The sequence below is a fragment of the Rhodocaloribacter litoris genome (assembly GCF_011682235.2).
Taxonomy (GTDB): domain Bacteria; phylum Bacteroidota; class Rhodothermia; order Rhodothermales; family ISCAR-4553; genus Rhodocaloribacter; species Rhodocaloribacter litoris.
Map to the genome: position 1 here is coordinate 1,236,046 of NZ_CP076718.1, position 21,187 is coordinate 1,257,232.

18 protein-coding genes are annotated in these 21,187 nt (G+C 67.0%); 9 read left to right on the plus strand and 9 right to left on the minus strand.

From position 1 onward, the window contains the following. Nucleotides 1-236 precede the first annotated feature (236 nt). The 4 genes from GQ464_RS05175 (at nt 237) to GQ464_RS05190 (ending at nt 5,995) form a co-directional block, all read left to right on the plus strand. Nucleotides 237-1,460 (plus strand): RNA-guided endonuclease InsQ/TnpB family protein, encoded by a 1,224-nt coding sequence (locus tag GQ464_RS05175; protein WP_228350620.1) that lies wholly within the window; start codon nt 237-239, stop codon nt 1,458-1,460. A gap of 74 nt (nt 1,461-1,534) precedes the next feature. Next, complete coding sequence (locus tag GQ464_RS05180) at nt 1,535-4,363, plus strand: tetratricopeptide repeat protein (protein WP_166979797.1); 2,829 nt, start codon at nt 1,535-1,537, stop codon at nt 4,361-4,363. A gap of 74 nt (nt 4,364-4,437) precedes the next feature. Continuing rightward, nucleotides 4,438-4,716 carry a hypothetical protein gene (locus GQ464_RS05185; protein WP_166979799.1) on the plus strand — a complete coding sequence of 93 codons (279 nt, stop codon included), beginning with the start codon at nt 4,438-4,440 and terminating at the stop codon, nt 4,714-4,716. Between the two features lie 79 nt (nt 4,717-4,795). Then, nucleotides 4,796-5,995 carry an ATP-grasp domain-containing protein gene (locus GQ464_RS05190; RefSeq protein ID WP_166979801.1) on the plus strand — a complete coding sequence of 400 codons (1,200 nt, stop codon included), beginning with the start codon at nt 4,796-4,798 and terminating at the stop codon, nt 5,993-5,995. 89 nt (nt 5,996-6,084) lie between these two features. Here GQ464_RS05190 and glgA read toward each other — a convergent pair whose 3' ends face one another. Beyond that, entirely contained in the window at nt 6,085-7,548 is a 1,464-nt protein-coding gene (gene glgA, locus GQ464_RS05195; protein WP_166979838.1) for a glycogen synthase GlgA, read from the minus strand. A 109-nt stretch (nt 7,549-7,657) separates the two neighbouring features. On the opposite strand from glgA, the gene GQ464_RS05200 reads away from it, so the two are divergent. Continuing rightward, nucleotides 7,658-8,746 (plus strand): M14 family zinc carboxypeptidase, encoded by a 1,089-nt coding sequence (locus GQ464_RS05200; protein WP_166979803.1) that lies wholly within the window; start codon nt 7,658-7,660, stop codon nt 8,744-8,746. A 136-nt stretch (nt 8,747-8,882) separates the two neighbouring features. After that, a complete protein-coding gene (locus GQ464_RS05205) occupies nt 8,883-9,182 on the plus strand; it encodes an isoamylase early set domain-containing protein (RefSeq protein ID WP_166979805.1) in 300 nt (99 codons plus the stop codon). 161 nt (nt 9,183-9,343) lie between these two features. Here GQ464_RS05205 and GQ464_RS05210 read toward each other — a convergent pair whose 3' ends face one another. Next, nucleotides 9,344-9,886 (minus strand): spore maturation protein, encoded by a 543-nt coding sequence (locus GQ464_RS05210; RefSeq protein WP_166979807.1) that lies wholly within the window; start codon nt 9,884-9,886, stop codon nt 9,344-9,346. 33 nt (nt 9,887-9,919) lie between these two features. Continuing rightward, complete coding sequence (locus tag GQ464_RS05215; RefSeq protein ID WP_166979809.1) at nt 9,920-10,918, minus strand: nucleoside recognition domain-containing protein; 999 nt, start codon at nt 10,916-10,918, stop codon at nt 9,920-9,922. 453 nt (nt 10,919-11,371) lie between these two features. Here GQ464_RS05215 and GQ464_RS05220 point away from each other — a divergent pair, with 453 nt between their 5' ends. Beyond that, complete coding sequence (locus GQ464_RS05220) at nt 11,372-11,662, plus strand: Bor family protein (protein ID WP_166979811.1); 291 nt, start codon at nt 11,372-11,374, stop codon at nt 11,660-11,662. Between the two features lie 91 nt (nt 11,663-11,753). On the opposite strand, the gene GQ464_RS05225 is transcribed toward GQ464_RS05220, so the two are convergent. The 3 genes from GQ464_RS05225 to GQ464_RS05235 all read right to left on the minus strand — a co-directional run bounded on the left by GQ464_RS05225 (nt 11,754) and on the right by GQ464_RS05235 (nt 15,062). After that, nucleotides 11,754-12,236 carry a BCAM0308 family protein gene (locus GQ464_RS05225; protein WP_166979813.1) on the minus strand — a complete coding sequence of 161 codons (483 nt, stop codon included), beginning with the start codon at nt 12,234-12,236 and terminating at the stop codon, nt 11,754-11,756. 143 nt (nt 12,237-12,379) lie between these two features. Beyond that, a complete protein-coding gene (uvrC, locus tag GQ464_RS05230; RefSeq protein WP_166979840.1) occupies nt 12,380-14,257 on the minus strand; it encodes an excinuclease ABC subunit UvrC in 1,878 nt (625 codons plus the stop codon). A gap of 109 nt (nt 14,258-14,366) precedes the next feature. After that, on the minus strand, nt 14,367-15,062 hold the full coding sequence (locus GQ464_RS05235) for a cytidylate kinase-like family protein (RefSeq protein ID WP_166979815.1): 696 nt from the start codon (nt 15,060-15,062) through the stop codon (nt 14,367-14,369). 218 nt (nt 15,063-15,280) lie between these two features. On the opposite strand from GQ464_RS05235, the gene GQ464_RS05240 reads away from it, so the two are divergent. After that, a complete protein-coding gene (locus GQ464_RS05240) occupies nt 15,281-15,781 on the plus strand; it encodes a hypothetical protein (protein ID WP_166979817.1) in 501 nt (166 codons plus the stop codon). Nucleotides 15,782-15,797: 16 nt separating this feature from the next. Here the strand turns inward: GQ464_RS05240 and ggt are convergent, their stop codons facing one another. Then, the gene (gene ggt / locus GQ464_RS05245) at nt 15,798-17,519 is read right to left on the minus strand and encodes a gamma-glutamyltransferase (RefSeq protein WP_166979819.1); all 1,722 of its coding nucleotides are present in this window, start codon (nt 17,517-17,519) and stop codon (nt 15,798-15,800) included. A gap of 97 nt (nt 17,520-17,616) precedes the next feature. Between ggt and GQ464_RS05250 the strand changes: the two genes are divergently transcribed. Next, complete coding sequence (locus GQ464_RS05250) at nt 17,617-19,005, plus strand: formimidoylglutamate deiminase (protein WP_166979821.1); 1,389 nt, start codon at nt 17,617-17,619, stop codon at nt 19,003-19,005. A gap of 61 nt (nt 19,006-19,066) precedes the next feature. Here GQ464_RS05250 and GQ464_RS05255 read toward each other — a convergent pair whose 3' ends face one another. Further along, complete coding sequence (locus GQ464_RS05255; protein WP_166979823.1) at nt 19,067-20,314, minus strand: dipeptidase; 1,248 nt, start codon at nt 20,312-20,314, stop codon at nt 19,067-19,069. Nucleotides 20,315-20,362: 48 nt separating this feature from the next. Continuing rightward, nucleotides 20,363-21,178 carry a sugar phosphate isomerase/epimerase family protein gene (locus GQ464_RS05260; protein WP_166979824.1) on the minus strand — a complete coding sequence of 272 codons (816 nt, stop codon included), beginning with the start codon at nt 21,176-21,178 and terminating at the stop codon, nt 20,363-20,365. Nucleotides 21,179-21,187: the final 9 nt, after the last annotated feature.

Below are 21,187 nucleotides of genomic sequence, written 5' to 3' on the forward strand. Positions count from 1 at the left end.
GGGGAGCGATGAAAGCCCACGGCTTCAGGGCTATGTTGGCCGTGTAGGGCCGCGTTGGCCGTGTTACACGGCCCTTGCGGCCGGACGGCCCCATGAGATAGCCCATGTGGGATGAAATCGCCAGCAGAGTATGACACACTAGGACGCGGAACGCGTCCAATGTCGTTGGCTTGTGTTAGCTTTAGATACATAGCGGCGTGTACGCGCCGCATAGGTATGTAGATACTCGCTAAGCGATGTGCAGGAAGACGCTCAAATACCGCCTCTACACGTCCAAGAAGGATAAGCACCTGATCGAGCAGATTGAGGTTGCTGCTTCGATCTGGAATCACTCCGTGGCGCTGACCCGCCGATACTACCGAATGTACGGAAAGCCTCTCGGCGCGAACCGACTGATGAAGCACATCGCTAAACTTCGCCGTCGCAATCCGTACTGGCAGAAGCTCGGATCGCAGGCCGTACAGGACGTAATCCAGCGACTCGACAGGGCCTACCAGCGCTTCTTCGCGGCGCGTACCGGACGTGTGCACGTCCGGCGCCGCTCCGATCGCGCCGCGTCCACGCGCGGGCGCAAAGCCGGGCGGCCCGGTTTCAAGAGCCGACACCGGTACTCCTCGTTCACCTTGAAACAGGCTGGGTGGAAGTACCTCGGAGGTAACCGGCTCCGCGTAGGCCGCCACAATTTCAAGTTTGTCCTCTCTCGTCCGCTTGAGGGCGAGATCAAGACGCTGACGATCAAGCGTGACCGCTGCGGGGATCTGTGGGTTTGCTTCTCCGTCGTCGTTGCCGATGTCACGCCTTCGGCAGTAGGCTGTGACGGCCACGCCGTTGGACTCGATTTCGGACTCAAGACGTTCCTGACGACCTCGGATGGAGACAGGTACGAAGCCCCACAGCCTCTCAAGCAGAGCCTTAAGGAGATGGCAAAGCGTCAGCGCAGTCTCTCCCGTAAGCTCCGAGGCTCGAACAACCGCCGCAAGGCCCGTATCCGCGTGGCCAGGCTGCATCGCCGCATCGCAGATCAGCGGCGGGACTGGCATTTCAAGTTGGCCCACAAGATCTGCGACGGCGCCGATGTGATCTGCCTCGAAGACCTCTGCCTGAAAGGGATGCAGGCCATGTGGGGCAGGAAGGCGGCGCGTACACGCCGCGTTGATGATCTCGGCTATGGACAGTTCGTGTCGATCCTTCGGCATGTCGCACAGAAGCGTGGCAAGACCGTGGTGCAGGTGGACCGCTTCTTCGCCAGTAGCAAGACCTGCTCGGACTGCGGGGCCTTGAATCAGACCCTCAGCCTCTCGGATCGGGAATGGGTATGTGCTTCGTGTGGTAGCCTGCATGATCGCGATGAAAACGCGGCGGTAAACATCTACAGGGAAGGGGCATCTTCCCTTGGGGTAGGCGACGTAAGACCGTCTACCACCCCACCTCGGTGGGGTGGGACGGCTGTCGCTGCCTGATCCCAGAATCCCACGTGCTTCAGCCGTGGGAGTATGTCAACGCACTCTTACCCGCCCTTTCCTCCCCTGCCCCTATGTCCCGCCTTTTCGAGAAACGCCGGCTGCTGCGTGCCGGCCCCTGGTTGACGCTGCTCGTGCTCGTCAACGGCGGCTATCTCTGGGCCGCCGGGTCGCCGACCCTGTTTTACGTGGCCAACGTGCTGGCACACGTACTGCTGGGACTCGTGCTGCTGGCGGTGTGGGCCGGGATCGGCCTGGCGGTGATACGGCACGATGCGGCACGGCAACCGGCGTTCTCGGTGGTGCTCCTCTCGCTGATGCTGACCGCTGCCGGGACGGGGATAGCCCTGCTCGTCTTCGGTAACCTGCGCCCGCAGCGGCCCCTGCTCGTGGCCCACATCGCCTCCAGCTTCGGCGGAGTGCTCGGAACGCTGTGGTGGTTCCGGGCAAAGGGCTTCTTCGCCGGGCGTCCCTGGCTGCTCCGCACGGCAACGGCGCTCGTGATCCTTGCCGTGGCGGTGCCGCTGAGCCGCCCGTTCTGGCCCCCGCCGGCCGACCACGTCATCACCAACCCCACGATGCCCCCGGCCGACATGGCGGGCGAGGCCATGGGCGGCGCCGAAGGGCCCTTCTTTCCCAGTGCCGCCGAAACGGCCCACGGCGGCCTCATCCCCGGCGACTTCTTCCTCGAGTCACAGAGCTGCGGTCGCGGCGGCTGCCACCCGGACGTGACGGCGCAGTGGGAAGCCTCGGCCCACCGCTTCTCTTCGTTCAACAACCAGTGGTACCGCAAGTCCATCGAGTACATGCAGGAGGTCGCGGGGCTGCAGGCGCCGCAGTGGTGCGCCGGCTGCCACGACCACGCCCTGCTCTTCTCCGGGCAGATGGCCCGGCCCGTGGCCGAATTCATCGACACGCCGGAGGCGCATGCCGGGCTGGCCTGCGTCTCGTGCCACAGCATCACCCGCGTCAAGGACACGATGGGCAACGGCGGCTTCGTGATCGAGTATCCGAAGATGCACGAGCTGGCCACGAGCGAGAACCCGCTCGTCCGGGCCCTGCACGACTTTGTCGTCCGCATCGACCCGGAGCCGCACCGCCGGGCCTTCCTCAAGCCGTTCCACCGCGCGCAGCCGGCCGAGTTCTGCTCCGCCTGCCACAAGGTACACCTGGACGTGCCGGTGAACAACTACCGGTGGGTGCGCGGCTTCAACACGTACGACAACTGGCAGGCCAGCGGCGTCTCGGGGCAGGGCGCCCGCTCCTTCTACGAGCCCCCCGCCCCGAAGGACTGCCTCACGTGCCACATGCCGCGCGTCCCCTCGGACGATGCCGCCAACAAGGACGGCTTCATCCGCAGCCACCGCTTCCTGGCCGCCAACACCGCCCTGCCGACGGCCTACCAGGATAGTGTCCAGCTCCGCCAGACCATCGACTTCCTCCGGAGCGGGCAGCTCCGCGTGGACCTCTTCGCCGTCAGCGAGCCGATGGCCCCGGCCCTCTCGGCCGACGAGGCCCGCCGCGCCGGGGAGATGCCGGCCAACCTCGCCAGCACCTTTGCCGTCGGGGAGGAGCAACTGCGGGGCCTGGGCACGGGCAGCCTCACCCGCGAGGCGGTGAAGGTCTTTGCCCCCCTGGAGGACGGCGACGCGGTGCTCCAGCCCGGCACCTCCGTCCGCCTCGACGTCGTCGTGCGCACGCTCGGCCTGGGCCACTTCTTCCCGAGCGGCACCGTCGACGCGCAGGAGGCCTGGCTGGAGGTGAAGGCCGTCGACGCCCGCGGGCGTGTGCTCCTCTGGAGCGGCTGGGTGGAGGACGAGGGCCGCGGGCCCGTCGACCCGAGCGCCCACTTCTACCGCAACCTGATGGTGGACGCCCACGCCAACCCGATCAACAAGCGCAACGCCTTCGCCACCCGGGCCGTCGTCTACGTCAACCTGATCCCGCCCGGCGCGGCGGACGTGGCCCACTACCGCCTCCACATCCCCGAGGACGTCGGCCCCACGGTCACCATCACGGCGAAGGTACACTATCGCAAGTTCAACTGGTGGAACACCCACTTCGCCTATGCCGGTGTGCGCGACCCCGCCGACCCGAACCCGCGCTTCACGCGCGACTATGACGACGGCCGCTGGGTCTTCACCGGCGACACGCGCAACGTCTCGGGCAAACTCAAGGAAGTCCCCGTCCTGCCCATCGTGACGATGGCCGCCGACTCGGTGACACTGGCCGTGGCCCCCGCCGTGGCCGTCCGCCCGTCCGAGCGCGGCGTGCGCCCCGGCCTCCGCGAGCGGTGGAACGACTACGGCATCGGCCTCCTGCTCGAAGGCGACCTCAAGGGTGCCGAACAGGCGTTCCTCCGCGTGACCGAGATCGAACCGGACTACGCCGACGGCTGGGTCAACCTGGCCCGCGTCTACCTGCAGGAGGGCAACCTGGAACGGGCCGCCGAAGTTCTCGACCGGGCCGAGGCCGTGCGCCCCGGCTTCCACAAGACCCACTTCTTCAAGGGCCTCTACCACAAAGCCTGCGGCGAATACGATGCGGCCCTCAAGCACCTGCTGGCCGCCGCCGAGGCCTTCCCCCGCGACCGCGTCGTGCTCAACCAGATCGGGCGCGTCCACTACCTCCGGGCCGAACCCGAACAGGCCATCCCGTATTTCGAGCGGGTGCTCGCCATCGACCCCGAGGACCTGATGGCCCACTACAACCTGATGCTCGTCTACCGCGCCCTGGGCGAGCTGGACCGTGCCGCCGAGCACGAACGCCGCTACCTCCGCTTCAAGGAAGACGAGACGAGCAAGGCGCTGGCCCGGCAATACCGCGAGAAGCACCCGCACGATAACAACGAGGCCCTGCCCATCCACGAGCATACCCACCACCCGCCGCCGGCCGGGCGATAAGAAATGCCGAAGAGGGAGCCTGAACCGGTTTGCCTCGTTATCATGGGTCCGTGTCACCATCCTCTTCGAGCACGATGAGCCTCTACGACCTGATCGGCAAGCGGGTGCGGGTGCACCTCTACAACCGCGACGGAATCGCCCTGGGCACCGTCACCGGCCGCGTGGCCGACGTGGCGCCCGACGTGGAGGTGGCCCCGGGCATGAAGAAAGACCTGGCCTACGTGGTCGACATCGAGACGGGCGACCCGGACGTGCCCTACCGCAACAGCGCCGGCGAGGAGAACGAGTCGTGGTTCGCCGTGCAGGACATGGAGGTCATCGAGGAGAACCGCCCGCGCCTGTTCGTCAACTGAGGCGGGGGCGGCGTGTCGCCGGAATCCCGGCACCGTTCCGTATCTTCCGGCCTTGCCCTTCTGACCCGTCCCTGCCGCGATGCCTGCCGAACGCCCCACGCTCCTCTGCCTGGCCAGCTACTTCAAAGGCGAGCGCTTCCTCGAAGCCGCCCACCGCGCCGGGGCCCGCGTGGTGCTCCTGACCCGCGAGAAGCTCGCCGGCGAGCCCTGGCCCATGGACCACGTCGCCGAGCGCTTCCTCCTGCCCGACCTGCGGCGGCAGCCGGACGTGACGCACGCCGTCAGCTACCTGGCCCGCACCCGCCGCTTCGACCGCCTCGTGGCCCTGGACGAGTACGACACCCCCACGGCCGCCTCGCTCCGCGCCCACCTGGGCCTGCCCGGCCCCGACGAGAGCACCGCCCGCCGCTTCCGCGACAAGCTGACCATGCGCCTGGCCGCCCGCGACGCCGGCCTGCCCGAACCCGCCTTCGTCCCCGTCCTCAACCACGACGACCTGCGGGCCTTCATGGACGCCGTGCCGCCCCCGTGGGTGCTCAAGCCCCGCGCCGAGGCCAGCGCCATGGGCATCCGCAAGCTCACCCACCCCGACGCCCTCTGGCCCCTGCTCGACGAACTCGGCGACCGCCAGTCCTATCACCTCCTCGAACAGTTCCTCCCCGGCGAGGTCTTCCACATCGACGCGGTCGTGTGGGACGGCAAGGTGGTCTTCGCGGCGGTCCAGCAGTACGGCGAGCCGCCGCTGGACGTCTACCAGGGCGGCGGCGTGTTCCTCTCCCGCACCGTGCCATACGACACCCCGGAGGCGGCCGAGCTGCTCCGCCTGAACTGCGACCTCGTCGCCGCCTTCGGCCTGCGGCACGGCGTCATCCACGCCGAGTTCATCCGGAACGACGGCCGGTTCTACTTCCTGGAGGTGGCCGCCCGCGTCGGCGGGGCCGGCATCGACCGCCTCATCGAGGCCGCCACGGGCCTCAACCCCTGGGAAGCCTGGGCGCACGTGGAGGTGGCCCGCGCCCGCGGCGAAACCTACCGCCTGCCGCCCCTCCGCCGGGACTATGCCGGCCTCATCGTCTGCCTCTCCCGCCAGCCCTGGCCCGACCTCTCCGTCTACGACGACCCCGAAATCGTCTGGCGGCTGCACAAGAAGCACCACGCCGGCCTCGTGGTCGCCGCGCCGGAGCACGCCCGCGTCGAGGCCCTGCTCCATGCCTACGCGCCCCGCTTCGCCCGGGACTTCCTGGCCCGGCACCCCCCGCTGGACACGGCGCCGGAGTGAGCCCGGGTTTATAGTCCGTATTTCGTAGTGCGTATTTCGTAAGGTCGTTACGTACCACGCACTACGCACTACGCACCACGCACTACGCCTCAATGCCCCCGGCGTTTGTGTACGGTGTGCCAGTACAGATCGAGGTATTTCTCGGCGGAGCGTTTCCAGGAGAAGTCGCTCATCATACCTCGGCGCTGGATCTCCCGCCAGGTCTCCGGTTCGTGAAAGAGGGCCATGGCCCGCAGGATCGTCGCGTAGAGGGCGTCCGGCGTGGCATCGTAGAAGGAGAAGCCGTTGCCCTGCCCGCCGAACTCGTGGAAGTCGTGCACCGTGTCGGCCAGGCCGCCGGTGCGATGCACGATGGGCACGGTGCCGTAGAGGAGGCTGTACATCTGGTTGAGGCCGCAGGGTTCGAAGTGCGAGGGCATCAGGAACAGGTCGGCGCCGGCCTCGATCCAGTGGGCCAGTTCCTCGTGGTAGCCGATGTAGACGCCCACGCGGTCGGGGAACGTGGCCGCGGCCCAGTTGAAAAAGTCCTCGAACCGCCGCTCGCCGCTGCCGAGCACGACGAGTTGCATCTTGTGATGGACGAGCAGATCCCCCAGGATCGGCTGGAGCAGGTCGAAGCCCTTCTGCCCCGTCAGCCGGGAAACGATGCCGAAGGTAGGCACTTTTTCGTCGTATTCGAGGCCGAAACGTTCGAGCAGCGCCCGCTTGTTCTTCTGCTTCTTCCGGAGCGAGGCGAAGTCGTAGTTCTGCGGGATGTAGGGATCGCGGGCCGGGTGCCAGAGGTCGGTGTCGATCCCGTTGAGGATGCCGTAGAGGTCGCCGCCGCGGGCCCGCAGGATACCGTCGAGGTCAGCGCCGAAGGCCGGCGTCTGGATCTCGTGTGCATACGTCTCGCTGACGGTGGAGATGCTGCCGGCGAAGACGATCCCGGCCTTCATGAAGCAGAAGGCGCCGTGCAACTCATACGGCCCGCCGGGATAGAACAGGTCGTACTGAAGCCCGGCCTTGTAGATCGAGGCGCTGGGAAAACGTCCCTGATAGCTGATGTTGTGAATCGTCAGGAGCGTGGCCGTCTGGTGAAAGAGCCGGTCCCAGTGATAGACCTTGTGCAGATAGACCGGCATGAGCGAGGTCTGCCAGTCGTTGCAATGAATCAGGTCGGGCGCCCAGGCATAGCGCTGGAGGATTTTGAAGACGGCATGCTGGAGGAAGATGTAGCGCTCGTCCTCGTCGGGGTCGCTGGTGTAAACGCCGGGGCGGTGGTAGTAGTGGGGGCAGTCGATGAAATAGACCTCGACGGGAGAGTCCGGCAGGTGGCCGTACCAGACGTTGAACGTGTGCGTGTGATCGCCGACCGTCACCGGGATGTCCTGCAGTTCGGTGGCGAAGACCAGGTCGTGATCGAGGGTGGGGATGGACGCATAGAGCGGCATGAATAGCTTGACCTCGCAGCCGAGCTCGGCCAGGGCTTTCGGGAGCGACCCGCTCACGTCGGCCAGGCCACCGGTCTTGGCATAGGGAACGCATTCGCTCGTCGCAAAGCAGACTTTCATCTCATCGGCGTTGAACGTGAAACGGGAACCCATCGAACGTTGGCCCTGCACCGGCGTCTCACTGTACCGGTTCCCTCGGAAGCACAACGTCCAATGCAGGGGAAGATACATGCTGGAGACGATACTTGAAGGCGTACGCCCGGAATTTCGCACCCAGGAGGAAGTCCGCCCTTCCATCCGGGCGGCGTGCGAAGCCCACCCGGACGTCGCCGCGTATCACGAGCTGGGCACGAGCGAGGAGGGCCGGCCGCTCTACGGCGTCGTGCTCGGGCGCGGGCCGCACACCGTCTCGCTCATCGCCGGCGCCCACGCCGACGAGCCGGTCGGGCCGGAGACGCTCCGCACCTTCGTCCTCGAAGCCCTGCGCCGGCGGGATCGCCTCGCCCCCCTCTTCGAGCGCTTCCGCTTCGTCGTCGTGCCCCACGTCAACCCGGACGGCGAGGCCCGCAACCGCCCCTGGATCGAACGGTGGCCGGACGTGCGCGCCTACGTGCGCCACGCGTTCCGCGAGCCGCCCGGCCGCGACCTCGAGTTCGGCTTCCCCGCCCTGCGCGTCGAGAACCGGGCGGTGGCCGCCTTCCTGGAGGCCCACGCGCCGGTGGGCCTGCACATGAGCCTGCACGGCATGGGCTTCGCCGAGGGCGCCCTGCTGCTCATCGAGCGCCGCTGGACCTTCCGCACGCAACCCCTGCGTGACGCCTTCGCCGCCGCCGCCCGCGCCCACGGCCTCCTTCTGCACGATCACAACCGCAAGGGCGAGAAGGGCTTCTTCTACATCGAACCCGGCTTCACGACGACACCCGAGGGTGAGGCCATGCGCCACTACTTCCACGCCCTGGGCGACGACGCCACCGCCGCCCTTTTCCACGACAGCTCCATGGAGTTTGCCCGTCGCCTCGGCGGCGACCCGCTCTGCCTGGTCACCGAGCTGCCACTGTTCGTCGTGGCCTTCCGTGACCCACCGGCCGCTCCGCCCGAGCCGGGCCGTCCCGCCGCCTACCTGGCCTTCCGCGAACGCCTCCCCGCCTGGCGCCGGCGCCTCACGACCGGCGAGCCCGACGACGACCTGCTCGCCCCCTTCACCCTCACCCCGGTCGACCTGGCCACCCAGATCCGCCTGCAACTCCATGCCCTCACCCTGGGCCTGCAGGCCCGCTTCGATGAACAGGGTGTAGAGGACCGGTTTACTTTCTGTTAACTTTAGAATTTGGAAGCGCTTGCCGGAAACCCGCCATTGAATCTTTCGGATATGTGGCGGAATTTATATCGTCGCGAATGCCGTGCGCATTTCGACAACCTTCAACCTGCCAACAAACACACAGCAAGGTGTCGCTATGATAAACAAGAAAGTGAGCCCGAAAGGCAAAAAGGTGCGCGTCACGTTCGAGCTGCCGGGCGAGGTGGCCAGCGAGCGGGTCTCGGTCGTCGGCGACTTCAACGACTGGAACCCGGCAGAGGGTGAGATGACCTTCGTCAAGACCCGCAACGTGTGGAAGAAGGAAGTCTCGCTCGATGCAGGCCAGACGTACCAGTTCCGCTACTTCATCGACGGCGAGAAGTGGGCCAACGACGACGAGGCCGACGGCGCCGTACCGAACGAGTACTTCAGCCAGAACAGCGTGCTCTCGCTCTGAGCGCGCACGTGCCACCCCCTCTCTCCGGCACGGCACGGAGCCCGAAGCCCCTCTCCGCATCCCCTTTTCCGGATGCCGGCTCCCGGCCTGCGCAACCTGACGGCACGTCATCCGATGTGGACGAGGCCCCCCTTGCGGGGGGCCTTTTTCTTTGCTCCGGCTCAGCCGAAGAGCAGCCGCACCACGTAGATGGCCAGGAACATGGCGAAGACGTCGGCGATGAGACCGGCGGGGACGGCATGCCGCGTCTTCTTCACGTTCACCGCGCCGAAGTAGACGGCGATGACGTAGAACGTCGTCTCGGTGGAGCCGAACATGGTGGCGGCCATCTTGACCAGCAGCGAATCCTCCCCGTACTGGTTGATCATGTCCAGCACGATGGCGGCCGAGCCGCTGCCGGTGAGCGGGCGGATGATCATCATGGGCAGCACCTCCGGCGGCACACCCAGCCAGCCGAGCACGGGCCGCAGCCCGTCGATCAGGAAGTCGAGCGCCCCGGAGGCCCGGAACATGCCGATGGCGAACAGGATGGCCACCAGGTACGGAATGATCATCACGGCCACGTTGAACCCCTCCTTTGCCCCCTCCACGAACTCCTCGTAGACGGGCACCTTCTTGATCAGGCCGTAGAGCGGGAAGCCGACGATGATCGTCGGGAGGACGAAGACGGAGAGGATGTCGAGCAGGGTACGGACGGTTTCCATATCGGGAGCAGGGTTACGGGATGAGCGGAGTCGTCAGGTGCCGGCGTCCTCGCGGCCGGTACCGGCCGCGGCGCGCTGCGGGTCGGTGTCGCGGTAGGCTTTCAGCCGCCCGAGTACCTTCGCCGACGCGATGGCCACGATCAGGGAGAGGAGCGTGACGATGAGGATACTGAAGAAGAGCTGGTTGATCTGCAGGCCCATGATGGCCACGAGCAGCACCGGCGGCACGATCTGCACGCTGGCGGTGTTCATCGCCAGGAGCATCACCATGTCGTTCGTGGCCGTGTCCGGCTCCGGATTGAGCTTCTGCAGTTCCTCCATCGCCTTGATGCCCAGCGGAGTGGCCGCATTGCCCAGCCCCAGCATGTTGGCCGTCAGGTTGAGCACGATCATGGCAAGGGCCGGGTGATCCTTCGGGATGCCGGGAAAGAGGGGGCGCAGGACCGGCTGCGTGAGGCGTACCAGGCTGTAGAGCATCCCGGCCCTGTCGGCGATCTGGAGCAGGCCCATCCAGAGGGCCAGCGTGCCGATGAGCCCGAGCGCCAGCGTCACAGCCGTCTCGGCGAAGTCGATGGCGGCCTCGGCGATGGCGTGCATCTTGACGAAGCGCACGGGCGGGAACGTGACCGTGGTGGCGGCGAGCGTGTCGCCCCGGAGCGTGAGCGGGCCGATGAGGCCGCGCAGGTCGTTGTCCCGGGCCGAGGTCATCGCACGGATCGTCGAGAGCGGCTCCGGCACGGCCACGTCCTCCGCGAAGCGGAGCTGCCGTCCCTCGCGCGTCTGCACGAGCACCCCCTCGTAGGACGCCGCCGGACGGGCCTCCGTGCCGTAAAAAGCACCGAACGTCTCCGGATCGATCGTCACGGTGAGGGGCACCCGCCGGGCATCGGGATCATAGCCTTCGGGAAAATGCAGCGTGACGGGCAGCGGCCGGTCGTTCCGGTAGGTATCGCGGGAGAGATCGCGGAGGTCGTGCACCATCGCAAAGACCAGGCTGAAGACGATCAGCCCGGCCCAGATGTAGTTCAGCATGTCGAGGACCTCGGATGAACGATGGATACGGGACGAGAACGGACGCGCTATGATACAAAAAACGGGCCTTGCGAACAGGCGCCTCCCGCGACCCTCCGGCCCCTCCGGCGAAGATCACGGCCGGCCGCGCGAACGGCCCGTCGTGGCACCGGGCTCCGGCCCGGCCTCAAAAATTTTTTATCACCCGAAGGTAGATGAAGTGCTAGAAAAAGCTTACATTCTTCGCCGGTTTGCAGCGTTATAAACGGGTCATAGCCATTGAAGGCGTCGGTGTGCAGCGTGATGTAGCCGCACCCTTCACGGGTGCGCCCCCTGTCCGCTGGCGCGCCCGGGCTGCCGGGACGCGCAACGCGTCCAGATCCGCGGCTACACGTGGGCCGTTCGCTAAGAGCAGCCATGCCCTCCATGGCCATGACCTCCGCTATATTCCAACTTGTAGCCGGAGAACTGCGCATGAATGTTCGTCACATTGTCTGTGCCCTTGCCCTGCTGTTGCTGACGGGTTGCTATCATGCCCGGGTCACGACGGGCCTGACGCCTTCGACCGAGGTCATCGACATTCCCTTCGCCTCGGCATGGATCTACGGGCTCGTTCCCCCCAGCATCGTTGATGTCGAGAACGAGTGTGAAAACGGTGTGGCCCGCGTCGAGACACAGTTGAGCTTCGTGAACCAGCTCGTGGGTGCCATCACCTTCGGCATCTACACGCCGATGCACATCCGGGTGACCTGTGCCGCCCGGTGACCCGTCCCTGCCCTGACGGAACAAAAGACGCGGGGCCTGCCCTGATCTGGCAGGCCCCGCTGTTTTCAGGCGCACCCGGTGGAAGCCGGGTTCAACGTTCCCAGCGTGCCCGGATGGTTTTGGCCCCGTCGCCGTACTGGTACGTCCATTCGCCTTCGTAGGAGCGGGCCAGGGCCTCACCGATGCGCCGGGCGACGTGCACCCCGGTCGTGGTCACGACGGTCTGGCTGTCCTCCTGCCGGATCTCGATCAGGCGCTCGAGCGGGTGCAGGGCTTTCTCGGCCTGCTCGACGTTGCGCACGAGGTTGAGGAGCTCCTCCCGGTGGGTTTCGAAAAAAGCCCCCCGCAGCTCGATGTACCCTGCCGGGTAGTGATCGGCGATCCGGCGGCAGGCGGGGCAGACGGTCTCGTTGGCACCCGGCGGCGGCGGCTCCCACGTCCATCTCCCCTTCGTATAGACGGCATTGCATTCGGTGCACCGGGTCGGCTCAGGCCATTTTTCGCGGGGTCGATAGGTATCGATGCGCTTGGTCTTGATCAGCCGGTCTTTACGACCATACTGCCCTTTCTGCATAATCGAATCCTCCTTTAAGGCGATCAACACACGTTTTTCGATGTCGCGAAGACAGGTCGTGGGCGACACGGAGAAGGCAACGGAAACGCTGCTTTCACGATAACAAAATGATTACAAAGACGCCAGTAGCGACCGGTGCGGGCTCAAGAAATCGCGTCGTCGTTCCGGGAAGAGGGAGCCGGCGCGGGCAACTCGAAGTGGGTCCGGATCCGGGCCGCCACGGCCGGGCCGACGACCTCGGCCAGTTCCGCCTCGGAAGCGGCCTTCACCCGCCTGACCGAACCGAAGGCCTGCAGCAACCGGCGCACTCGCTTCTCTCCGAGGCCGGGGACGTCCATCAACTCGGAATGCAGCACCTGCTTCCGGCGCTGCCTGCGCTGGAACGTGACGGCGAAGCGGTGGGCTTCGTTGCGCACCCGCTGCAGCAGTTGCAGGGATGAACTCGTACGGGGAATGATCACCGCCTCGGCGTCGCCCGGGAAGAAGACCTCTTCGAGCCGTTTGGCGAGGCCGACGACGGGAAAGCGTCCCTTCACGCCGGCTGCTTCGAGCGCCTCGACTGCATGCGAGAGCTGTCCCTTGCCGCCGTCGACGACGACCAGGTCGGGCCATGGGCCGTCCTCCCGCCGCACCCGTTCGTAGCGCCGCGCCACCACCTCCTGCATCGAGGCGAAGTCGTCCGACTTGCCTCCCGCCACGGAGCGGATCTTGTAGGTGCGGTAGTCCTTCTTCTTCGGCCGGCCGTCCTCGAAGACGACGCAGGAGGCGACGATGCCGGTGCCGCCGAGATGGGAGACGTCGAAGCATTCGATCCGGCGGGGCAGGCGCGGCAGGTGCAGGTCCCGTTGCAGGGCCCGGACGGCGTGGGGGATGCGCCCCTCTTCCTGCCGGTTTTTTTGCAGGCGCCACTCATCGAGGAGCAGCCGGGCGTTGGCCTCCACCATGCGGAGGAGCGCGGCCTTGTCCCCGCGCTCGGGCACGCGCAGCGGCACCTTCTTGCCCCGGCGCACCCGCAGCAGTTCCTCCAGCGGCGCCGGCTCGGCCACGGGCATCCCGAGCAACACCTCGTCGGGGAAGAAGGTGGCCTCGGCGTAATAGTGCTCGACGAGCGCCTGCATCAACTCGGCGTCCGAGCGGCCTTCGAGGCGGCGCAGGTACTTGTGCTGCCGCCCGATGACCTTGCCCTCGCGCACCTTGAAGATCGCCCCGCAGGCCACATCCTCCGCCCGGTCGATGGCCAGCGCAAAGAGGTCCCGGTCGTCGAAGTCCTGCCCGACGACCTTTTGCCGGTCGGCGTACCGTTCGAGCGCCCGGATGCGGTCCCGCAGCGCAGCGGCCTCCTCAAAGCGCAGTGCGGCGGCCGCTGCTTGCATCTGCGCGGTGAGGTGCTCGATGAGTGCCTTCGTCTTGCCGTTGAGCAATTGCTCGACCTGCCGGATCGTCTCGTTGTAGTCCTCCTCCGTCTGATAGCCGACGCACGGCCCCTTGCACCGCTTGATGTGGTACTGCAAACACACCTGGTACTTGCCGGCGGCGATGGGCTCGGGATCGAGGCGGAGGCTGCAGTCGCGCAACTGGAACAGCGAGCGGATGGTGTCCAGCACCAGGCGCATGCTTTTCACGTCGGTATACGGGCCGAAGTACTTCGAGCCGTCCCGTTTCACGCGCCGGGTGGGAAAGACACGCGGAAAGCGCTCGTTCGTGATGCAGATGTAGGGATAGGTCTTGTCGTCCCGGAGGTTGACGTTGTAACGCGGCTTGAGGCGTTTGATCAGGTTGTTCTCCAGGATCAGCGCCTCGGCTTCGGTGTCGGTGACGATCACCTCCACGTCGGCGATTTTGCGCACGAGTGCCTGCAGGCGCCCGTCCTTCGGGCGGCTTTCCTGGAAGTAGGAGCGAACGCGCTGGCGCAGGTTCTTGGCCTTGCCCACATAGAGAACGGTTCCGGCGGCATCCTTGTGCTGGTAGATACCGGGAGCCGCCGGCAAATGGGCGAGCTTCTCTTCGAGCGACGGGGTCATCGGCAACACCGCGGGCGGTCTTCGCAAGAGGAACGAGTGCACCGGGATGGTGTTTCCTGCCGGAGCCCACCGCTTCCGTTGCACGGCCTGGCGCGGAGCCCGGGTCGTTCTAGGCCGTCACAACGGGCAGCGCCAGGCCGGTTTTCAACTCATAGGCGTGCGCGACGAGGCCCGCCAGGCTTTCCAGATCGAACGTGCCGGCGTTGAGGACGAGGTCGTAGTCGGCGGCGTTGTTGACGTCACGCCGGAAGTTGTGACGGACGAACTCGGCCCGCTCGGCGTCCCGCGCTTCGACCCGGCGACGGGCCTCGCGCTCGTCGAGCCCCTGGGCTTCGGCGTAGCGCTTCACCCGGAGTTCGAACGGGCAGACGACCCGCACGCTGAGCATGTCGCGGGAGCGGAGGATGTAATTGGCCCCGCGCCCGACGATGATGCTGCGGCCGTGGTGGGCGATGGTCTTGACCACCCGCATGAGGGTTCGCAGGTACTGCACGTTGGTGTGGGAGCCCCCCAGCAGCGTGGCGTTGATGGCATCCTCGATGGCCTCGCGATGGTGCTCGTCGAGGGAGGCCAGCAGGCGTGCGTCGGCGCCCGCCTCCTCGGCGATGGCCTTCACCAGTTCCTGATCCCAGACCGTGAAGCCGGTGCGGTCCCCCAGCAGCCGGGCCAGCGCCGCCCCCCGCGCCCCGAACTCCCGCGAGATCGTGATGACGGGATAACGCACCTTCTTGCGGGCAAACGCAAGGTTTTCCCGTTCCCAGCGGCGAATCTGCTCCTCCAGGATCTGTTCGAGATGGCGGGCCATGGCATGAACGCTCTGCTACCTGATACAACCGGACACAGTTCAGCATACGGATCCGCACCCAGATTGGCAACGAACCCGGAGCCACACCGCCCGGGAATCAACCGGGCGGCCGCGTTGTCTAGATGAGGTAGCGCATACGAATTCCCCGGCATTCCACACCGGCAAGGCCGGCGCTACGGCCCTTTCACAGAACCGGTATCAACCCGGAGCAACGACACATGTACGACCGCCTTTCCCGTCTCCGCTCACCGCTTGCCCGGACCTGCGCCGCGGGCGCACTCCTCTTCGGGATGATCTCCTGTTCGATGTCCCCGGACGAAGGGCTTCTGGTCCCTCAATACGATTCCGGGACGGCCGCCTACCGGATCGAGCGGGCGTGGAACGACCGGCTGGTGCAGCAACTCTACCTTTCCGCCACCGAGCTGGCCAGCGGCGATACGCTCGCGCTCCGGTCGCTGCTGATCAACCGGGGCACGAAGCCGGTCACGGCCACCTGGCGCGTCTGCGGGCTGACGATCCGCTCCGAGATGCAGATGGAGGAGCCCTTCATCCTATGCGCCGCCCACAGCGCCACGGGCGCCATCGCGCCCGGCGACACCGTGATCACGGAAGACGCTGGGCGGATCCACGCAGCGCCCGGCGTCTACACGCTGGAAGTCCAGCACCTGATCCACCCACCCCGAACCCTCACCGTGGCGGTCACCGTGCGGGCGCCCTAGCCGCGGGACGACGGCCTCAGTACCCCACGGCCCGGCCGCTCGGGGCCCGGGTATCGGCGGCGCCGTAGCGGATGCCCGTGGCCGGATCGACATAGATGCCGTGCGCCCGGCCCTGGTAGTAACGAACGCGGACGCGGTGCCCCATCATCTCATAGAGACGGCGGGTATCCGGCGAGAGGCCCCACCGTTCGAACGACGTCTCGTCCGGCAGCCACTGGTGATGGATACGCGGGGCCTCGACGGCTTCTCCGATGTTCATGCCATGATCGAGCACGTTGAGCACCACCTGCAAGACGGTGTTGATGATGGTGCGCCCGCCGGGGCTGCCGATGACGAGCACGGGCCGCCCGTCCTTCGCCACGATGGTGGGGGTCATGCTCGAAAGCATGCGTTTCTCCGGCGCCACCCGGTTCGGCGGCGTGCCGATCAGGCCGGTGGTGGTGGTCCGGCCCGGGATCGGGTTGAAGTCGCCCATCTCGTTGTTGAGCAGGAAGCCCGCCCCTTCGACGACGATGCGCGCGCCGTAGCTGTGCTCGAGCGTGTAGGTCAGCGAGACGGCGTTGCCGGCGGCATCGACCACGGAGAAGTGGGTCGTCTCTTCACTCTCCGGGATCAGGTAGGCCGCGTTGAACCGGGCCGAGTCGCTCTCGGAAGCCCGGAACAGGTCGATCGTCTGCCGCAGCGCGCGGGCATAGTCCTTCGAGGTGAGGCGGTCGACGGGCATGTCCGGGTTGAAGTCCGGATCGCCCAGGTACAGGGCGCGGTCGGCATAGGCACGGCGCATGGCCTCGGTGAGCAGATGCAGGTAGAGGGCGCTGTTGTGCCCGATCGCCTTCAGGTCGAACCCCTCGAGGATGTTGAGCATCTCGACGAGGGCGACGCCACCGGAACTGGGCGGGGACATGGCGTAGACGTCGTAGCCGCGGTAGGTGCCATGGACGGGCGGCTGCTCCTTCGCCTCGTAACGCGCCAGATCCTCCTCGGTGATGAGCCCGCCATGCCGGCGCATGAAATCGGCCAGGAGCCGTGCCGTCTCGCCCCGGTAGAAGCCGTCGTGCCCGTGATCGCGGATGCGGGCGAGCGTGCGGGCCAGGTCGGGCTGTCGCAGGATCTCGCCGGGCTCGTACGGCTCGGTGCCGTTTTTGAGGAAAGCGTTGCGCGTTGCCGCGTAGAGCGGATCGGTGAGGGTGCGGAAGGCCCGCAGGTCGTCTGCCAGATCCCACGACACGGGAAAGCCTTCCCGGGCCAGGCGGACGGCCGGCTCGACGAGATCGGCCCAGGGCAGCGTGCCGAGACGCCGGTGCGCCAGCCATAGCCCCGCCACCGTACCGGGCACCCCGACCGAGAGCGGCCCCTCGTGATTGGCGTTGTCACGGATCTCACCGTGCTCGTCGAGGAACATGGTCTCGGTGGCGGCCAGCGGGGCCTTCTCACGAAAGTTGAACGCCGTGACCGTGCCGTCGGCGCCGTGATAAACCAGGAAACCGCCCCCTCCGATGTTGCCGGCGGCGGGGTGCACCACGGCCAGGGCAAAGGCCGTCGCCACGGCCGCATCGACGGCATTCCCGCCCCGCCGGAGCACGTCCACACCCACCTCGGACGCCAGGTAGTGCGTGCTGACCACCATCCCCTGACGGGCCGGCACGGGAATCCGCCCGGCCTGCGCACGGGCCGGCATCACCATCCAGCTACTCCACATCAGCCCCGCCAGAACCAGCAGGCACGAAATTTTTCGCATGATTCCTCCGGCTTGTGTCGTCGTTTCGTATGTTCCCGGCGTGCCTATGCCGGGGGCACGCAATCTACACCGGCGCCGGGACTTATTCACGATACAAATGCGGTTGAAAGAACTCCATTGCCCGACGGCGCTGTTGCCGGACGGCTGGGCCCGCGACGTGGTGATCAAGTTCGACGAGGCCGGATGGATCCGGTCGGTACGGACGGAGGTGATGAGCTGGCCGGCGGTCTCGGCGGCCGGGCCGGTCCTGCCCGGCATGCCGAACGTACATTCCCACGCCTTCCAGCGGGCCCTGGCCGGGCTGACCCAGGTAGCCGGTCCCGGGGACGACGACTTCTGGTCGTGGCGGCAGATGATGTATGCCTTCGCCGGGCGGATGACGCCGGAGGCCGTCGAGGCGACCGCCGAACAGCTCTACGTGACGATGCTCAAGAGCGGCTACACGGCCGTGGGCGAGTTCCACTACCTGCACCACCAGCCCGACGGCACCCCCTACGCAGACCGGGCCGAGCTCTCGCGGCGCATCCTGGTGGCGGCCCGGCGGGTCGGCATCGGCCTGACGCACCTGCCGGTGCTCTACGCCTACGGCGGCTTCGGCGCACAGCCACCCTCCGATGAGCAACGCCGCTTCCTCAACGACGTCGACGGGCTGGGGCGCATCCTGGAGGCGGTGGCGGCCGACTGCGCGCAGGACCCGCAGCTGCGCCTCGGCCTGGCTCCCCACTCGCTCCGTGCCGTCACCGAGGCCATGCTGCACGAGGCCCTCGCCCTGCTCGACCGCCTCGACCCCTCGGCGCCGGTCCACATCCACGTGGCCGAACAGATGCGGGAGGTGATGGACTGCCTGGTCTGGAGCGGGCAGCGCCCGGTGGCCTGGCTGCTGGACCACATGCCCGTCTCCGAACGGTGGTGCCTCGTGCACGCCACCCACATGATGCCGGAGGAAACCGCCGCGCTGGCGGCCTCCGGCGCGGTCGCCGGCCTCTGCCCCACCACCGAGGCCGACCTCGGCGACGGGCTCTTTCCCGTGGTGGATTACCTCCGGCAACAGGGACGCTTCGGCATCGGCTCGGACAGCCACACCCTCGTCTCCCCCGCCGACGAACTGCGCATGCTCGAATACGGGCAGCGTCTCTCCCGCCAGCGCCGGAACGTGTTGCGGCATGCGGATCACCCCTCGATCGGGCGCGGGCTCTATACGGCGGCCCTCGACGGCGGCGCCCGTGCCCTCGGACGGCCCATCGGCCGCATCGCTCCCGGCTACCGGGCCGACCTCGTCGTACTCAACGCCGAAGACCCGCTCCTCTTCGGAAAAAGCGATGACGCCATCCTGGACACGTACCTCTTCTCCGGCGGCCCGGCCCTCGTCCACGACGTCATCGTCGGCGGGCGTCATCTCGTGCAGGCCGGGCATCATCCCGACGAGGAAGCCATCGCCGCACGCTACCGCCGGACGATGGAACGGCTGCTCCGCCAGGTCGTGTGATGCTCGCATGACGGACGCCCCGGTCAACTCCAGCATGGCGTCCCGTCCCGCGCCAGGCCCGTCAGCGGGAAGCCACCTCGGCCTGCATCTCACGGGCGACGCGCTCGACCTCGCGCCAGACGCGCAGCAGGTTGCCGCCCCATAGCTGCGCAATCTGCGCCTCGGTGTAGCCCCGGCGGACGAGCTCCAGCGTCACGTTGAACGTCTCCGAGGCGTCCTGCCAGCCCTCGAGGCCGCCTCCGCCGTCGAAGTCGGACGCGATGCCGACGTGGTCGATGCCGATCAGCTCCACGGCATAGTCGATGTGGTCGACGAAGTCGCGGACGTCGGGGCCGGGCCAGCGGGCGTCGATCTCGTCCATACGGGCGCGGTAGACGGCGCGGGCCGAGTCCGAAAGGGCCTGCCAGGCCGCATAGCCGGTGATGCCCATCTCCTCCCGCAACGCCGCCACGGCCGCCTCTTTTTCGGGCGGGTCGGCCTTCACGAAGGCCTCGAGCGCCACGATCTGGATGACGCCGCCGTTCTCCTTCAGGGCCCGGAGTTGTTCGTCGTCCATGTTGCGCGGGTGGTCGGCCAGCGCCCGCACGCTCGAATGGGAGGCGATGACGGGCGCCCTCGAGACCCGCACCGCATCGAGCATGGCGGCCTTCGAGATGTGCGAGACGTCCACCATGATGCCGAGGCGATTCATCTCCCGGACGACTTCCTCGCCGAAGGGACTGAGGCCGTCGTGCTCGGCCTCGACGTCGCCCAGCTCCGGCTGCGGCTGCGCCGAGTCCGCGATGTCGTTGTGGCCGTTGTGCGCCAGCGTCATGTACCGGGCACCGAGGTCATGGTATTGTTTCAGGAGCGCGAGGTCCTTTCCGATGACGTAGCCGTTCTCGATGCCGATGGCGGCCACCAGCTTGCCCGCACGGTGGATGCGCTCGACGTCGTCCGCCGTGTAGGCCAGCTCGATCAGGTCCGGGTACAGCTCCTCGGTCATGCGATGGATGGCGTCGAACTTGACCAGGGCGTCGGCCTTCGCCTTCTCGTAGTTCTCCGGCGTGCGCTCGGTCTGCCCGACGTAGACGATGAAGAAGGCCGCATCCAGCCCGCCTTCCTGCATCTTCTGCAGGTTGACCTGGCGGTCGGCGTCGAGGGGGTCCACCTCCTCGGTGGCGAAGTTGAAGGGAATGTCGGCGTGCGTGTCGATGGTGAGCACGCGCTCGTGGATGGCACGGGCCGTTTCGACGAGGGCCTCCTCGCCCCGGTCGCACGCAGGGAGAACGAGCATCGAGAGAATCAGGCAGAAGAAAAGGGGGCGCATGGTGCTTGTTCGTGTCTGGAATCGGTTGAGGCAGGCCCAATATAAGCTTCAGGCTCGTGCGGCGAAACGGTCGGCCTGTCGCCGGGCCATCCAGTCGCAGACCTCCCACAGGTCGGCCAGGGGTTCCCCGGTCTGCGGGTGGATGTGCAGATACGGTGGCGGGCCGAACTCGGGCGTCAGCGTGGTCGTGGCCAGGCCCTGGCGCTCCTGGGCATCCCAGACCCGATCCCACCAGTGTTCGTGGGCCGCCAGGGCATCCCGGTAGCGGGGCAGCCGGGGGTCGGGCACCTGCGGCCCCTGGGCGTACCCGACACGGGCATGCAGGTGCAGCGTCCGCGCCGCACACCGCTCCAGCAGGGGGGCCTGATCTTCCAGCAAGCGCTCGCAGACACACACCCAGTGACTGAAGTCGCCGCAGAGCATGAGCCCCTCGAAACGCTCGATCAGCCGGCCCGTGATCCACGGATGAAAGAGGATGCGCCCCCGCTGCGTCTCGTGGGCCACACGCACGCCGTGGTTGGCCTCGATGCTCAGTACATCCTGGAAATACCGGATGCTCTGCTCCTCCGTCCACGCATCGACCCCGTCGCGGCTGGTGATGACCACGGGTTCGAAGTCCTTCAGGGCGGCCTCGAGCTGCCGCCAGAACGAAGTGATGTGCTCGGCGACGGTCCGGCCCCGGGTGAAAAGCACCGGGATGAACTGCAGCTCATACGCCGCCAGCAGGTCCTTGAAGTGGGAGCGCCGGTTCACCGGGGGCAACGCGGCCTCGACGCCGTCGTAGCCGGCCGCCTTGATCCGGGGAAAAGCCTCCTCCAGTCCAAGGTCGATGCCCCAGAGATGACGAAAAAGTGCAAGCTTCATGACGGGAAG

Coding starts and splice junctions, on each gene's coding strand:
- GQ464_RS05215 (WP_166979809.1), bottom strand. CDS start 10,918: ATGCTGAACTACATCTGGGCCGGGCTGATCGTCTTCAGCCTGGTCTTT.
- GQ464_RS05255 (WP_166979823.1), bottom strand. CDS start 20,314: ATGCGCCCCCTTTTCTTCTGCCTGATTCTCTCGATGCTCGTTCTCCCT.
- uvrC (WP_166979840.1), bottom strand. CDS start 14,257: ATGACCCCGTCGCTCGAAGAGAAGCTCGCCCATTTGCCGGCGGCTCCC.
- GQ464_RS05235 (WP_166979815.1), bottom strand. CDS start 15,062: ATGGCCCGCCATCTCGAACAGATCCTGGAGGAGCAGATTCGCCGCTGG.
- GQ464_RS05185 (WP_166979799.1), top strand. CDS start 4,438: ATGAGCCTCTACGACCTGATCGGCAAGCGGGTGCGGGTGCACCTCTAC.
- GQ464_RS05260 (WP_166979824.1), bottom strand. CDS start 21,178: ATGAAGCTTGCACTTTTTCGTCATCTCTGGGGCATCGACCTTGGACTG.
- GQ464_RS05205 (WP_166979805.1), top strand. CDS start 8,883: ATGATAAACAAGAAAGTGAGCCCGAAAGGCAAAAAGGTGCGCGTCACG.
- GQ464_RS05250 (WP_166979821.1), top strand. CDS start 17,617: ATGCGGTTGAAAGAACTCCATTGCCCGACGGCGCTGTTGCCGGACGGC.
- glgA (WP_166979838.1), bottom strand. CDS start 7,548: ATGAAAGTCTGCTTTGCGACGAGCGAATGCGTTCCCTATGCCAAGACC.
- GQ464_RS05225 (WP_166979813.1), bottom strand. CDS start 12,236: ATGCAGAAAGGGCAGTATGGTCGTAAAGACCGGCTGATCAAGACCAAG.
- GQ464_RS05220 (WP_166979811.1), top strand. CDS start 11,372: ATGAATGTTCGTCACATTGTCTGTGCCCTTGCCCTGCTGTTGCTGACG.
- GQ464_RS05190 (WP_166979801.1), top strand. CDS start 4,796: ATGCCTGCCGAACGCCCCACGCTCCTCTGCCTGGCCAGCTACTTCAAA.
- GQ464_RS05200 (WP_166979803.1), top strand. CDS start 7,658: ATGCTGGAGACGATACTTGAAGGCGTACGCCCGGAATTTCGCACCCAG.
- GQ464_RS05180 (WP_166979797.1), top strand. CDS start 1,535: ATGTCCCGCCTTTTCGAGAAACGCCGGCTGCTGCGTGCCGGCCCCTGG.
- GQ464_RS05240 (WP_166979817.1), top strand. CDS start 15,281: ATGTACGACCGCCTTTCCCGTCTCCGCTCACCGCTTGCCCGGACCTGC.
- ggt (WP_166979819.1), bottom strand. CDS start 17,519: ATGCGAAAAATTTCGTGCCTGCTGGTTCTGGCGGGGCTGATGTGGAGT.
- GQ464_RS05175 (WP_228350620.1), top strand. CDS start 237: ATGTGCAGGAAGACGCTCAAATACCGCCTCTACACGTCCAAGAAGGAT.
- GQ464_RS05210 (WP_166979807.1), bottom strand. CDS start 9,886: ATGGAAACCGTCCGTACCCTGCTCGACATCCTCTCCGTCTTCGTCCTC.